The organism is Pseudoxanthomonas daejeonensis (assembly GCF_022637495.1).
GTDB classification, from domain to species: Bacteria; Pseudomonadota; Gammaproteobacteria; order Xanthomonadales; family Xanthomonadaceae; genus Pseudoxanthomonas; species Pseudoxanthomonas daejeonensis.
On the sequence record NZ_CP093331.1, the window covers coordinates 1,441,515 to 1,454,479 of the forward strand.

12 protein-coding genes are annotated in these 12,965 nt (G+C 66.7%); 5 read left to right on the forward strand and 7 right to left on the reverse strand.

What is annotated here, in order from left to right:
* Window positions 1–64 precede the first annotated feature (64 nt).
* Both MNQ95_RS06520 and MNQ95_RS06525 read left to right on the forward strand, forming a co-directional pair.
* Window positions 65–1,228 (forward strand): GDSL-type esterase/lipase family protein, encoded by a 1,164-nt coding sequence (locus MNQ95_RS06520; protein WP_241954170.1) that lies wholly within the window; start codon window positions 65–67, stop codon window positions 1,226–1,228.
* 403 nt (window positions 1,229–1,631) lie between these two features.
* Entirely contained in the window at window positions 1,632–2,903 is a 1,272-nt protein-coding gene (locus MNQ95_RS06525; RefSeq protein WP_241954171.1) for a sigma-54 interaction domain-containing protein, read from the forward strand.
* Window positions 2,904–2,970: 67 nt separating this feature from the next.
* Here MNQ95_RS06525 and MNQ95_RS06530 read toward each other — a convergent pair whose 3' ends face one another.
* The 7 genes from MNQ95_RS06530 to MNQ95_RS06560 form a co-directional block, all read right to left on the reverse strand.
* Window positions 2,971–4,308 (reverse strand): transporter, encoded by a 1,338-nt coding sequence (locus MNQ95_RS06530; RefSeq protein WP_425605737.1) that lies wholly within the window; start codon window positions 4,306–4,308, stop codon window positions 2,971–2,973.
* Window positions 4,309–4,374: 66 nt separating this feature from the next.
* Window positions 4,375–5,226 (reverse strand): hypothetical protein, encoded by an 852-nt coding sequence (locus MNQ95_RS06535; protein ID WP_241954173.1) that lies wholly within the window; start codon window positions 5,224–5,226, stop codon window positions 4,375–4,377.
* Window positions 5,227–5,238: 12 nt separating this feature from the next.
* On the reverse strand, window positions 5,239–5,916 hold the full coding sequence (locus MNQ95_RS06540; protein ID WP_241954375.1) for a C39 family peptidase: 678 nt from the start codon (window positions 5,914–5,916) through the stop codon (window positions 5,239–5,241).
* Window positions 5,917–6,113: 197 nt separating this feature from the next.
* A complete protein-coding gene (locus tag MNQ95_RS06545; protein ID WP_241954174.1) occupies window positions 6,114–7,718 on the reverse strand; it encodes an adhesin in 1,605 nt (534 codons plus the stop codon).
* Between the two features lie 44 nt (window positions 7,719–7,762).
* On the reverse strand, window positions 7,763–8,413 hold the full coding sequence (locus MNQ95_RS06550; protein WP_425605716.1) for a hypothetical protein: 651 nt from the start codon (window positions 8,411–8,413) through the stop codon (window positions 7,763–7,765).
* Window positions 8,410–8,916, reverse strand: a complete 507-nt coding sequence (locus MNQ95_RS06555) for a hypothetical protein (RefSeq protein WP_241954175.1) — start codon at window positions 8,914–8,916, stop codon at window positions 8,410–8,412. The genes MNQ95_RS06550 and MNQ95_RS06555 overlap by 4 nt, the downstream gene beginning before the upstream one ends.
* Before the next feature lie 229 nt (window positions 8,917–9,145).
* The gene (locus tag MNQ95_RS06560) at window positions 9,146–10,228 is read right to left on the reverse strand and encodes a PA0069 family radical SAM protein (RefSeq protein WP_162408186.1); all 1,083 of its coding nucleotides are present in this window, start codon (window positions 10,226–10,228) and stop codon (window positions 9,146–9,148) included.
* Between the two features lie 95 nt (window positions 10,229–10,323).
* On the opposite strand from MNQ95_RS06560, the gene cls reads away from it, so the two are divergent.
* The 3 genes from cls (at window position 10,324) to MNQ95_RS06575 (ending at window position 12,949) form a co-directional block, all read left to right on the forward strand.
* On the forward strand, window positions 10,324–11,766 hold the full coding sequence (gene cls / locus MNQ95_RS06565; RefSeq protein WP_241954176.1) for a cardiolipin synthase: 1,443 nt from the start codon (window positions 10,324–10,326) through the stop codon (window positions 11,764–11,766).
* Between the two features lie 116 nt (window positions 11,767–11,882).
* Window positions 11,883–12,158, forward strand: coding sequence for a hypothetical protein (locus tag MNQ95_RS06570; RefSeq protein ID WP_162408188.1), 276 nt, complete (start codon window positions 11,883–11,885; stop codon window positions 12,156–12,158).
* Window positions 12,155–12,949: a pyridoxine 5'-phosphate synthase gene (locus MNQ95_RS06575; RefSeq protein WP_241954177.1), complete on the forward strand. Its 795-nt coding sequence runs from the start codon at window positions 12,155–12,157 to the stop codon at window positions 12,947–12,949. The genes MNQ95_RS06570 and MNQ95_RS06575 overlap by 4 nt, the downstream gene beginning before the upstream one ends.
* Window positions 12,950–12,965: the final 16 nt, after the last annotated feature.

The following is a 12,965-nucleotide window of genomic DNA, read 5'->3' on the forward strand; positions in this document are numbered from 1 at the left end:
GTACCGATACCCGCCCCGCCCGGCCTGGCCGTCCGCGGGGCGTTCTTTTTTGCGAGCGACCACCATGTCCTTTCGCCTGACGTCGATCATCCTGCTCTTCATCGGCCTTGCCGGGCTGGCCGGTCTCGCCGACGCCGCCGGTTCACAAGCGGAAAAGCGCCGCGTGTTCATCGCCGGGGATTCGACGGCCGCCGAGTACCCCCCCGAGCGCTCGCCGCGCAACGGTTGGGGCCAGCAGCTGCAAAGTTTCCTCGACCCGGCCCGTTTCGAAGTCCGCAACCATGCGGTAGGCGGGCGCAGCTCGCGCAGTTTCATCGACGAGGGCCGACTGGAGCCGATCGCGCGCGACCTGCGCAAGGGCGACGTCCTGCTGGTGCAGTTCGGCCACAACGACGCCAAGTACGAGGATCCGCGTCGTTACAGCGATCCTGCATCGACCTATCCGCAGTGGCTGATGCGCTACGTGGCCCTGGCCCGCGAGCGTGGCGCCACGCCGATCCTCGTCACCCCCGTTTCGCGCCGCGTGTGGGATTACGGTTCGCTGCTCGATACCCATGCGCGCTATACGCAGGCCGTGCGCGACCTGGCGGCGCGCGAACAGGTCGCGCTGGTCGACCTCAATGCCAGCAGCACCGACTGGCTGCGCGCGCTGGGCGATGAAGCGTCGAAGGCCTATTTCGAACACATGCCCGAACGCGGCGTGCGCGACGACACCCACTTCAGCGTTGCCGGCGCGACGATGGTCGCCTGCCTGGTGGTGCGTGACTGGAAGGCGCTCGATCCCGCCCTGGCCGCGCACGTGGTGCGCGACACCGACTGCGGTGCGCCGGCCAGCGCACGCCAGGACCAGGCCGCGCAGAAGCATCCTTCCTCGGTGGTCCACGAGCGCGATTTCGCCCGCAAGCAGCCCGGTCCGCACGGTGGCCCCGGGACGACCACCGCCTATCCGCTGTTCGCCGATGCGGCGGACCTGCCTTTCATCATGCGCAAGCGGGTACTGCACAAGGGCGCGGGTATCGGCCTGCACCAGCACCACAAGGACGAGATCTACTACGTGCTCGGCGGCCGCGGACGCTATGTGCTGGACGGCATGGTCCACGACGTGGTCGCCGGCGACGCAATGCTGACCCGCTCCGGCAGTACCCACGCGATCCAGCAGGTTGGCGAGGAAGATCTGGTCCTGTTGCTCGCTTATCCGATGGCTCCACCCAAGGCTTCACAACCCTGAGCCCTTAAGCTTCCTGAAGGCGCGGCCGGCATTCTTGTCCTGTCCTCCCGACTGCCGGCGTTCTCCCCCATACGGCCACCAACAATCCATGAGCGGCCGCTGCAAGATCCGGGGGAACACCATGTCAGCTAGATACTGCCCGCCCTGTCCGATGCCCGATATCGATCGGTGCCCCCGCTACGCGGTGGCAGGCAGGCCACGCCGGGAATGACCGGCGCGCGGCACATGACCGGGCACTCCGGTCATCCTTCATTTTTCCATTAGCCCTCTGTCACGGAACGATGGCAGGCTGCGCTGACGGTCGTCCACGAGGACGAGCGTCGTGAAATCGCGCAGTCCGGGCGTCACAAGGAGCAAGGAGCAAGGAACGATGGCGGCAGTTCCCGAAATCCGACCCCGCTGCATGATCTGGCTGGGTCATCCTTCATCCCAGGAGCGCGACGTCCTGGCCGCGGCCGGCTGGGATCTTCGCGTGATCGACGATCCGCACGGCGCACGCATCGGTCTGCGCGGTAGCGATCGTGTCGCCGCATTGCTCGATCTGCGCCACGCCGATGCGGCATGGGCAGAGGCGATGCGGGCGCTGCTCGCCCCCCATTCGGACCTGCCGCTGGTCACCCTCGGGCACGAGGAACTCCAGGCCGGCTCGCTGCTGCAACTTTCGGAGCCCCTGGACCTGGTCCAGATCCAGAAGCTCGCTCAGATCGTCGACGGGGAGCGACCGCTCTGTGGCAGCAAGGGCACCGACTGCCTGGTCGGCAGCAGCACCGCGATGCTGGCGGTGCATGCCAGCCTGCAGAAGTTCGCCCCCGTGGACCTGTCGGTGCTGGTCACCGGTGAAACCGGCACCGGCAAGGAGCTTGCGGCACGCGCGCTGCACGAGATGTCGGCGCGGCGTGGGCGGTCATTCATCGCGATCAACTGCGGGGCCTTGCCGGCCAACCTGGTGCAGTCGGAACTGTTCGGCCATGAGAAAGGCTCGTTCACCGGTGCGGCCTCACGCCGGATCGGCCTGTTCGAAGCGGCCGATGGAGGCACGATCTTCCTCGACGAGATCGGCGACCTGCCGCTGGATGCGCAGACCAACCTGCTGCGCGTGCTGCAGGAGGGCACGCTGGAGCGGGTTGGCAGCCATCACTCGATCCGGATCGACGTACGCGTCGTGGCCGCGACCCACATCGACCTCGAGGATGCGGTAGCCCATGGCCGTTTCCGCCAGGACCTGTTCTACCGGCTCGATGTCCTGCGCCTGCACATGCCGCCCCTGCGTGAGCGCGGCAACGACGTGGAGCTGCTCGCCAAGCACTTCCTCGCCGAATTCCGCGAACAGCACCGGGTACGCGCCCGCGGGTTCGATGCTTCGGCAAGGCGCCAGCTGCACAGCCATCGCTGGCCGGGCAACGTGCGCGAGCTGCTCAACCGGGTCCGGCGCGCGGCCGTTGTTTCGGAGAACGAACTGCTGGATGCCTCCGCGCTCCAGCTCCAGGACGCGACCTCCGCCGGCGACGGGCTCGACGAGGTCCGCGTGCATGCCGAACGCGAAGCGATCCTGACCACCTTGCGCGACTCCGGCTTCAACATCAGCGAATGCGCGCGCCGGTTGCGGGTATCCCGCGTCACCGTCTATCGGCTGTGCAAGAAGCACCAGCTCGAACTCGAGGCGCTGCGTACCTAGTCTTTTCACCTGATAGCCGTGCGCCAGGACCGCGCGCTTCCTGCCCGTCGCGGTAGGGCCAGGCCGATTACAGCGAGTACGGCACCCTGAAGCCCAGCGTGAAGTCCGGTGCATCCGGTGTCAGGCCGATGCCGAGCAGGCCCACCACCGTCGCGTTTTCGCTCAGCGCATAGGTGACGCCGAGGTTGAACAGCGCCGAGTTGGCGTCGCTTCCGATCACCTTGGTCCAGGGCATGCCGTCGTAGCGCGTCTTGGCGCGCGCGCTCATCCGGTTACTCAGCGACATGCTGAAGCTGGTGCTTTCGTTGAAGGCGAATGCCACGCCCGCACCGAAGTAGAACGAGTCGCCCAGCTTCACGTCGCCTGGATTGATCGTGTCCGGATTGTTGTCGATATCGTCGAAACTGGACTCGAACGAATACGTGTAACCGATATTCCCGTAGAGGATCGCCGGGTCGCTGGTCTTGACCACCGACACGCCGATGCTGGTCTGCCAGGCGCCGCTGCCGGTCGGTTGCTCGTCAGGCACGGCGAAGCGGATGAAATCGTCGTCGTCGCGCTCGAGTACGGTCCACGGAATGCCATACGGCTCACGGCCGGTCGGCGCGGTGATGCCGAAGTTGAGCACCGTCTCCGGACGCCCCGGCTTCTCGGGGATCATCAGGTAGTTGGTGCTGAAGGTCACGTCGCCCAGCCCGCTACCCGTGGTTTCTTCCTGCGCGATCGCACCGGCCGCGCCACCGGCGCCTCCCTTCTGGTAGACCGTCTTGCGCGCCAGGTAGGGCACGTCGAGGTTCAGGGTCAGTCGCGGGGTGACGCCCCAGCGCGTGGCGAAGTTGTAGTTCAGCGTGTCGGATTCGACATTCTCGATGGCGATGTTGCCGAGGAAGATGGCGTCCAGCGCCAGGAACCCGTTGAGCGTGAGCTGCTTGCGGTCGTAGCGGTTGTAGCTGAGGCCGTTCTCGATCACCAGCCGCTGGTCGAACAGGGTCCGGGTCGCCTGCTTCACGTCGGCCACGCTGCGCGGGATGTCCTTGCGCGCTTCTTCGGCTTCGGCAGCGGTGCTGGCATAGCCGGCCTGCGAGGGCGCGGGGGGCTGGGCTGAAGTGGTGGACGCCGGCGCGGCCGTTGGAGCGGAGGAAACGGGTGCCGCAGCGGTCGACGCTGCGGCAGCAGCGGCCGCGGCGCCCTGGGCTGGCACCTTGCCAGTCAGTCGGGCCTGCAGCGCCTGTACCTGCATGTCGAGTTCGCGGAGGCGCCTTACCTCCTGGGCATAGCTGGCCTTGAGCTCGGCCAACTGCTCGGTGAGTTCGCGCAGGTCGGCTTCATCAGCAGGCCGGGCAGCTTCCTGCGCTGCCGCAGCCGGAACGAACGCGGTTGCCGCAAAGGCCGAAGCCACGGCCAGGCGCAACGCAGTGACGGGTACCGCTGGAGTCTTCCTGATCACGTATCTCTCCTTGTCCACCGGCGGTCAGTAGCCAACTGCGATACCACGGCTCAGCGAGATCGCCTGGGCGACGTTCTGGCCAAGCACCGTGCGTCCCTGCGAGGTGTTGCGGACGATGTCCAGTTCCATCCAGTTGCTGGCCTGCTGTCCGTCGGCTGCCAGCTGGATCGTCTGGCCCATGCCACTGCGGCTGATCCACTGCTCGACCGCGCCCTGACCATCGATCTGCAGGAGCACGCGAGCAGCGTTGTCTTCCAGCTGGGCGACGGCACTCATGCCGGCAACCGAAGCCGTGGCGATCGTCGACGCCGAGGCGGCGGGGTCGACGGCCATTGGCGGGGCAATGGCCGCGACGGCAGCCACGCCCTCCGTCGAGGACGCTGGCGCCGGACTCTCCGCCGGCTGGTCGCGCACGGTGATCTTGGCGACATTGTGGGCGACGTTCGCATCGCCCGCGACCTGCACGCTCTGCGCTACGCCCGTCACGTTCGCCAGACCTGCGTTGTCTATCTCCCGCTGGCCGCCGGGCACCGGCGGCGGGGCGTCGACGGCGGTGATGCTCACGTGCGGCTGGAACGTCACCTGCGGCTTGTCCGGCTTGCTGACATCCATCGACACTTTCATGCTGCTGGTCAACTGCTGGCCTGCCTGGTTCTGCCAGGTCGAGACCATCGTTACGCCGAACCAGGCGACGGTAGTGCTGCTGACCGTATAGCGGCCGCGCATGTCGCCCATTTCCTCGTCGGACAGTTCGGTCAGTCCACTTGCCGAAGGCGAAACCGCGCCAGGGCCCTCCTGCTGCTGCGCCAGCGCGGGCAATGCAGCCGGCGCGGTCACCAGTCCTATGGCGATGCAGAGCGAGCGTTTTCCGTTCATGGTGAGGTCCTCTCAGAACAGGTCGGCGTGGGTGAATCCGAAGTCGAGCAGTTCGGCGTCGGTGATCGGTCCCTGCCGCGCATAGAGCGCCCGTGCACTTGGCTTGGTGCTGGGCTGCAACAAAACCGTGTTTCGATCGAAGTCGCTGCCGATAACGACGAACACCGCCCGGGACGGCCAGGCATCGAGGAATTCCGGCAGGGGGAGCACGCGGTTCCCCAGGATGGGATCGGCGACTTCGACCATGTCGCCGTTCACCTGCTTGAGCACGACGAAATGGCGGAAGCCATTGACGTCCATGAGCACCAGGCTGGGCACGCGCAACGAGCGCAGGCGCGCTTCGTCGACGCGGTAGCCGCGGCCGCGCAGGCCGAGCGACTCCACGTAGCGCTTGATGTCCAGCAGCGAGAAGCCGCGCTCCTTGACCACTTCCGCGTCGGAGAGCGACAGCATGCCCTCGATCACCGTGGTCTCGTCGGCGTCAAGGTGATAGGCGTACTTCAGGATCGTCGCCAGCGAAGCGGCACCGCAGCTGTAATCGGTCTGCTGCCGCACCAGGTTACTGAAGCGCGCCTCGCGCATGCTCACCACCGGTGCGCGATACAACGCCCCGTTGGGCAGTACGCCGGTGAACGCCACGTCCGCGGCGCGCACCTGTCCAGCCGGCACTGCGCACAACAGCACCAGCATCAGGCTGATCGGTAACAGTCGCGACATGGCGATGGGTTCCTTGGATCCCGGGGTTGGGAATGCTTGCGCCTTGGCGAAGTGGAAGCCCCGTCCCGCGGGGGAGGCGGGACGGGGCGTTCCGTGATTTCCCGGTCACGGCGGATGACCGGGAGTCACTCTTTCATCCCTTGCGGGATGCGCTGACCAGGATCAGCAGATCACTCGCCACCGCCGCCGCCGCCCGTCGGGGCGGTGGAGGGCTGGGCGACGGCCATCGACAGGCTGTTGGCCTGCTGGTTGCCGGTACCGGCCGACACGTTCACGCCGATGTTGCCGCTGGCACGGGCAAACGCGTCACCGGACAGCGAAGCGGTGTTGGTCGCATCGGTGGTGATCACGTTGCGCGCGATCTGCAGCGTGCCGCTCAGGCTGGCCCACAAGTCGGCATAGCCCAGCTCGACGAAGCCCAGGTCGCCTTCTTCGGTGCCCTCGTAACTGCCTTCTTCCGAGGTATCGAACGCGAAGCCACCTACACCCTGGCGATCCGGGTTGGCAACGGCGCCCTGTGCAGCAGCGTCGAAGTCGATGTGGCCCGTCTGATTTCCGCCGCTATGGGTGGCACCGGTCCAGGTATCGGCATAGAGGTTGCTCTGCTGGTACGCATCGCCTTCACTGGAGGTGTCGCCAGAAGCCGTGCCTTCGTAGCCACCGAGGCCCACGGCGACAGTGCCACCGCTGACCCGACCGGACAGCGACATCCGCACGGTGTCGTACTGGACGTCACGCTTCGGCGCGTTGGTCACGAAGTTGCCGGACGACGACTGGTTGGAGCTCACCGCTGCCGAGGCGTACTTGGAAGTAGCGACCGATGCGGCCAGCGAGTTCTTCTGCTGGTTGTTGTTGCCCGAAGTGACGTTGACGCCGATGTTGCCGGTGGCATCCGCGAACGCAGCGTCGCCTACGCCAGCCGTGTTGGTCTGGCCGAGGTTGCCGGTCGCATTGCCGGTGCCGGTCTGCTGCACGAGCACCTTCGAGTCGGCCAAGCCGAACGCGAAGCTGGCATCGGCCGCGGACAGGGCGGCAGCGTTGTCCTGCTGGTTGTTGTCGCCGGCGGCGACGTTGAACTGCAGGTTGCCTTCGGCGGCCGTTGCAGTGTTGTCCGCAATCGACGCATCGTTGGTCAGCGTGTCGTTCAGGCCAAGGTTGCCGCTGTTGCTCTGACGGTTGTCGATCACCGCGATCGCCGCCGAGTCGATTTCCAGGTCGCCCGACACGGTCGGGTTGCCGGTGAAGTCGATGTCGGAGGTCAGCGACAGGTCGGATTCGAGTTCGGCCGAAACGCCGTGCTCGTCAACAGCCTTGTCGATGGTGATGTCGTGGTCGACATTGACGTCTTCGTCATGGGTGATGTCGGTGTCGACGACGTTGCGCTGGTAGTCAACGCCCCAGTCCAGGTCCACGTTCTTGTTGATCGTGGTGTTCTTCTCGAAGTTGTCGCTGTACGAGGTGTCGATCGAGTGTGTCGCGGTCGTCTCGCGGTCGAACGAATCGCTGTACGACAGGTCGACGGTCTTGCTGACGTCGGAGGTGTAGGTCTTGCTGACGTCGGAGCTGTACGACTTGTCGACATCCGAGGTGTACGACTTGTCGACCGTCGAGGTATACGACTTGGTCTTGCTGAGGTTGGTATCGATGTCGGTATCGATGGTGGTGTTGGTCGTCCAGTTGTTGACGATGTTGTTGTCAACGGTCGTTTCGGCATTGGCGGCGGTCGCGGCAGCGATCGCAACGGCAAGCACGGTCCACTTCACAGTCCTTTTCATGGTGTCCTCTCTCTCTCTTGCTCTTGGTTGGTTGGATTACCGCCTCACGGGCCCGGGGGGAGCGACAACGTCAGCACGTTGCCGGTCGCGTTGGCCGAGCCCGCGATCTGATTGAGCTGGAAAACACCTTCGAACCCACGCAGCGCGGTGGCTTCCACTGCCACCTTGCGACTGGCGGTCCTCCCCGCCGGGTTGAAGGCGATTTGCCGCTCCGCCGACGCAGCAACGCCACTGGACAGCGCGCTGTCCGGCGTTTCGCGTATGCCCTGTTGCGCCAGTACCAGCGCCACCGCGTTCTGTTCCGCGTTGCCGCTGCCACTGGCCTGATTGATCGATGCGATTCCGCTGGCGCCCGCGAGCGCCGAACCGCCGATGGTCGCGCTCGCCGCCAGCGGCGTGTCGTAGACGTCCTGGCTGCGCTTCTGGCTGGCACTCAGCTGCACACTCGCCGCGTCACCGATGGCCAGCGCGTGCAGGTTCGCTTGCTGGTTCAGGTCGCCAGCCGCCATGTTCACGGCCATGACTCCGCTGGCGCCGGCCAGCACCCGGTCTTCGATCCGGGTCTGGGCCAGGTAGCCAAGCATGTCCGTGTAATCGTCGGCCCGCGCCTGGCCCGCCAGCAAAGCAACGACGCAGGCGAGGATCCCGCACGAGGGCGAGGCACTGCGCGCAAGACGCACGGCCCTGGTGGTCACGGGCCGGTACCCGGGTTGCCCTGGCTGCCACCCATCGGCAACTGGGAAAGCGCCCCGGTGATGGTCGGCGCAATGCCCCGGGTCGCGCCCGTGACCGCGCCCGTGGCGCCGCCCACGCTGCGACCGAAGCTGCTGCCGGAGAACACACTGCTTTCGCCGGTCAGCCGGCCCATCGAACCCTGCAGCGCGCGGTCGGTCATCTGCGCCGGCATGGTGGCGCCACCACCACGGGCATCCACCTGCCCGCTCGACATGGTTGCGAAATCCTCGTCCGTCATCTCGCCAGTGCCGAGGCTCTGGTGGATTTCCCGGGTCGGGGTGGGGTCGACGATCAGGGCGATCCCGGGGGGAGCCTGGCGATACGCGGGTCGTGCGCTGACGTCGCGCAGCAGTACGATCTCCCCGCGATCAGCATGGACACCGGTATGCGCATCGGCCGCCACTGCAGCCACCGGTGCGAACAGCACGACCAGGACGGACAGAGTGGCGAGATGTCGTGGCATGTGGGGATCCCCGCGTGTAGGCGGAATCAGAAACGCACGCCCTATGCCAAGTTATTTTTCATAAAAATATCAATCGCTTGCGTGATTTCATGTGCAAGCATCACCGCGCCGCTGTTACACGGCTGTAGCACCCTTCCGCCGCGCCCCGACCGCTGGAGCATGCAGCAGCGGCGTTTCCGAGGGTGTTTCATCGCTGAAACAGCATCGTGGCGGGTGTACATCCGCGCCCTCAGAACAACTCGCCCTGGGGTGACGACCGGCGTGGCGCGAGGAAGCGGCTGCAGTCCAGGACTTCGGGCCGCCCGGGGTCATAGCCATTCCGGCGCAGGGCCAGGGCGAAACGCTGCGCCAGCAGGTCCGCGTATTCACCGCGGCCGCGCATGCGGGTTCCGAAGTTGGATTCATAGTCGCGACCACCCCGCATCTGGCGCAGGGCCGCCATCACCCGGTCGGCACGGTCTGGCACATGTGCCTGCAGCCAGTCGCGGAACAGGGGCGCCACCTCATGGGGCAGTCGCAGCAGTACATAGCCGGCGCTGTCGGCACCGGCTTCGCGCGCGGCGGCCAGGACAGCTTCCATCTCATGGTCATTCACCCAGGGGATCGCTGGTGCGAACAGCACGCCCACCGGAATCCCGCACTCATGCAAACGCTGCATCGCCCGCAGCCGCGCGTGCGGCGCGGCGGCGCGTGGTTCCAGCCGCGCACTCAGGTGCGGGTCGAGGGTTGTAACGGAAAAGTGCACCCGCACCAGGTTCATTTCGGCCAGAGGTTGCAGCAGGTCCAGGTCACGCTCGACCAGCGCGTTCTTCGTGATCAGGCTGAACGGGTGGCGGCATTCGAGCATCACCTCGATCAGCCGTCGTGTGATTTGCAGGCGTCGTTCGGCCGGCTGGTAGGCATCGGTATTGATTCCGAGCGCGATCGGGCTGGGCCGGTAGCCGGGCCGGGCGAACTCGCGGCGGAGCAGCTCCGCTGCATTGGTCTTGGCGAAAATTTTCGTTTCGAAGTCCAGGCCAGGCGAGAGGTTGAGGTACGCATGGGAAGGCCGGGCGAAACAGTAGCTGCATCCGTGCTCGCATCCCCGATAGGGATTGACCGATTGCGAGAAGCCCACGTCCGGGGAATCGTTCCGGCTGATGATGCTGCGCGCGGTTTCCTCGAAGACCTCGGTTCGTGGTCGCAGCGGATCGGGCCCGGACTCGGGCTCGTCCGGTGCGGTCCAGCCGTCGTCCACCCGCTCGCTGACCGAGCGTTCAAAGCGGCCTGGCAGGTGCAGCCGCGATCCGCGGCCCTTGATGGTGTCAGCCATCATTCGAGCCTACGCCAGTCATGTCTCAGCGGTAGCGATTGCAGCGCCTGGTCGACTGCGCGCGCCTGTCCGCGTCGCTCGCCTAGAATCAGCCCATGACACTTCCGCACGCTGCCTGGACCTGGCTCATCGAATTACCGCGACTGGGCCTGTACCTGGTGCTGGCCTGGCTGCTCTACATGGTGGGATTGAGTGTCTGGATCGTGCTGCAGAAGCGCGAACCGGTCGCCACGCTGAGCTGGGTGATGTCACTGGCGCTGCTGCCGTACATCGGCTTCCTGATCTACTTCCTGCTGGGGCCGCAGAAGATCACGCGCCAGCGCCTGCGGCGCGGGCGCTCGCGCTCGGGGCTGGATCAGTTCGCCGGGACGCCTACGGGCGATGATCCATGCCTGGAGCTGGCGCGACTGGGGCAAGCCACGACCGGACTACCGCCCTCATCGGCGATCACTGCCGACTGGCTGGTCGACGGTCATGCGACTTACGAGGCGCTGCTGCAGGCGATCGCCGCGGCCAGGCACCACGTGCACCTGGAGTACTACATCTGGAACCCCGACCGCACCGGCCTGCGCCTGCGCGACGCCCTGGTAGCGCGCGCCCGGGCAGGCGTGAGCGTGCGCCTGTTGCTCGATGCCGTCGGCTCGGGGCGGATGCGCCGGCGCCATCTGCAGCCGCTGCTCGACGCCGGCGCCGAGGTCGGCTGGTTCCATCCGACCCGGTTCCGTCCGTTCACCCGGCCATGGGTCAACCTGCGCAGCCATCGCAAGATCGTCGTGGTCGATGGTCGACTGGGCTTCATCGGCGGAATCAATGTCACCGACGAGGAGGACGAGGCGCTGTCTCCTGCGGCCTACCGTGACCTGCACCTGCGGGTGGAAGGCGCGGTGGTGCGCAGCCTGCAACTGGTGTTCGTCGAGGACTGGGTCTACGCGGCCGGTTGCGAGGCGCGCGCCTTCGGCGCCGCCGAGTACTGGCCCGAGCAGGCCGCTGGACCGGTCGGGGCACAGGTGCTCGTTTCCGGACCCGATTCGTCGTGGGAGGCCATCCACCGGCTGCACGTCGCCGCGATCCACGAGGCACGGCAACGGGTGTGGCTGGTCACGCCGTACTTCGTCCCGGGCGAGGCAGCGCGCATGGCGCTGACGTCGGCGGCGCTGGCCGGCCTGGATACGCGCCTGCTGGTACCTCGTCGAAGCGATTCGCGGCTGGTCACCCTGGCGGCGCGCTCGTACTTCGACGAGCTGCTCAAGGCCGGTGTGCAGGTCTACGAGTACGGCCCGCGGATGCTGCATACCAAGGCGCTGCTCACCGACGAGGACCTGTGCATCGTCGGTAGCGCGAACTTCGACCATCGCAGCTTTCGCCTGAATTTCGAGGTCTCGATGCTGTTGCGCGATCGCGACGGTTGCGGGGAGTTGTCCCGGTTGATCGAGAGCGAGTTCGGCCAGGCCCAGCGGGTAAGGCTGGATCGCCCCATGGGCCTGTGGCGGCACCGGCTGCCGGAAGCATTCGCCCGGCTGCTCTCGCCGCTGCTGTAGCGGCGACGGGCGGAGGGCGACGGCGGACACGCGGTGGCCGCGGCACCCGTCCAGACGGCATCATGGCGGCGGCTGGTGGCATTCCGTCGCGGGCCAGCACTTTCGGGAGAGGTGCGATGCATTGGCTCTATCTGCTGCTGGCTTTCGGCGCCCTGCTGCTGGCGATCACCACCGTGCACGACTGGTTGCTGGGGCTGTTCCTGCTGGCGGCCGTCGGCCTGTTCGTGGCCTGGATACGGGGCTGGTACCTGGACCGGCTTGGAGGGCGGCAACAGGACGAAATGGCGATGATCGATCCGGTCGAGCTGCGCCGCCTGCGCGAGCTGGCCGAGGCGCGCAAGCGCGAGGCCGCCAGCCCGCAGCCGCAGGACCCGGCACCCCCCGCGGCATGAGCGAGGCCTCCATGGGCACCAGGTTCCCGGGCACACGGCTCAGCGTCAACGTCAACAAGGTCGCCGTGCTGCGCAACTCGCGCGGTGGCCATGAACCGGACGTACTGGCTGCCGCGCGCGCCTGCCTGGATGCGGGCGCGCACGGCATCACCGTGCACCCGCGACCGGATCGCCGGCACATCGTGGCCGAAGACCTCGCGCCACTGGCGTTGCTGACCGCGCAGTTCGGCGTGGAGCTCAACATCGAAGGCAATCCGTTCGCGCCACCGCGGCCCGGTTATCCAGGCCTGCTTGCCCTCTGCGAGCAGACCCGGCCGGCACAAGTGACCCTGGTGCCCGATGGGGACGGCCAGCTCACCTCGGACCATGGTTTCAGCTTCGAAGGGAACGACGCGCGACTGGCCGAGCAGATCCATGCCTTCGCTGCACTCGGCTGCCGGGTCAGCCTGTTCGTCGATGCCGGCGTCGCCGGACTGGAACGGGCCGCCGCGCTGGGCGCGCATCGCATCGAGCTCTATACCGGGCCTTATGCGGAGGCGTTCGCGCAGGGCAATCCTGTGGGGGCGCTGCGTCTATGCGCCGAGACTGCCCGTCGCGCCCAAGCGCTGGGGCTCGGCGTAAATGCAGGGCACGACCTCTCGCAGGCCAATCTCGCCACGTTCCTGGCCGAAGTACCGGACGTGCTGGAGGTGTCGATCGGTCACGCGCTGGTCGGCGAGGCTCTGTACCAGGGGCTGGGCGCCACGGTGGACGCCTATCTGGCCATTCTCGGAAGCCAGTCCCACGCCTGAGCACGATGCCGGGGGC

Bases quoted from the DNA above. Each gene is read 5' to 3' on its own strand.
- MNQ95_RS06520 (WP_241954170.1), top strand. From the start codon at position 65: ATGTCCTTTCGCCTGACGTCGATCATCCTGCTCTTCATCGGCCTTGCC.
- MNQ95_RS06525 (WP_241954171.1), top strand. From the start codon at position 1,632: ATGATCTGGCTGGGTCATCCTTCATCCCAGGAGCGCGACGTCCTGGCC.
- MNQ95_RS06535 (WP_241954173.1), bottom strand. From the start codon at position 5,226: ATGAACGGAAAACGCTCGCTCTGCATCGCCATAGGACTGGTGACCGCG.
- MNQ95_RS06540 (WP_241954375.1), bottom strand. From the start codon at position 5,916: ATGCTGGTGCTGTTGTGCGCAGTGCCGGCTGGACAGGTGCGCGCCGCG.
- MNQ95_RS06545 (WP_241954174.1), bottom strand. From the start codon at position 7,718: ATGAAAAGGACTGTGAAGTGGACCGTGCTTGCCGTTGCGATCGCTGCC.
- MNQ95_RS06555 (WP_241954175.1), bottom strand. From the start codon at position 8,916: ATGCCACGACATCTCGCCACTCTGTCCGTCCTGGTCGTGCTGTTCGCA.
- MNQ95_RS06560 (WP_162408186.1), bottom strand. From the start codon at position 10,228: ATGGCTGACACCATCAAGGGCCGCGGATCGCGGCTGCACCTGCCAGGC.
- cls (WP_241954176.1), top strand. From the start codon at position 10,324: ATGACACTTCCGCACGCTGCCTGGACCTGGCTCATCGAATTACCGCGA.
- MNQ95_RS06570 (WP_162408188.1), top strand. From the start codon at position 11,883: ATGCATTGGCTCTATCTGCTGCTGGCTTTCGGCGCCCTGCTGCTGGCG.
- MNQ95_RS06575 (WP_241954177.1), top strand. From the start codon at position 12,155: ATGAGCGAGGCCTCCATGGGCACCAGGTTCCCGGGCACACGGCTCAGC.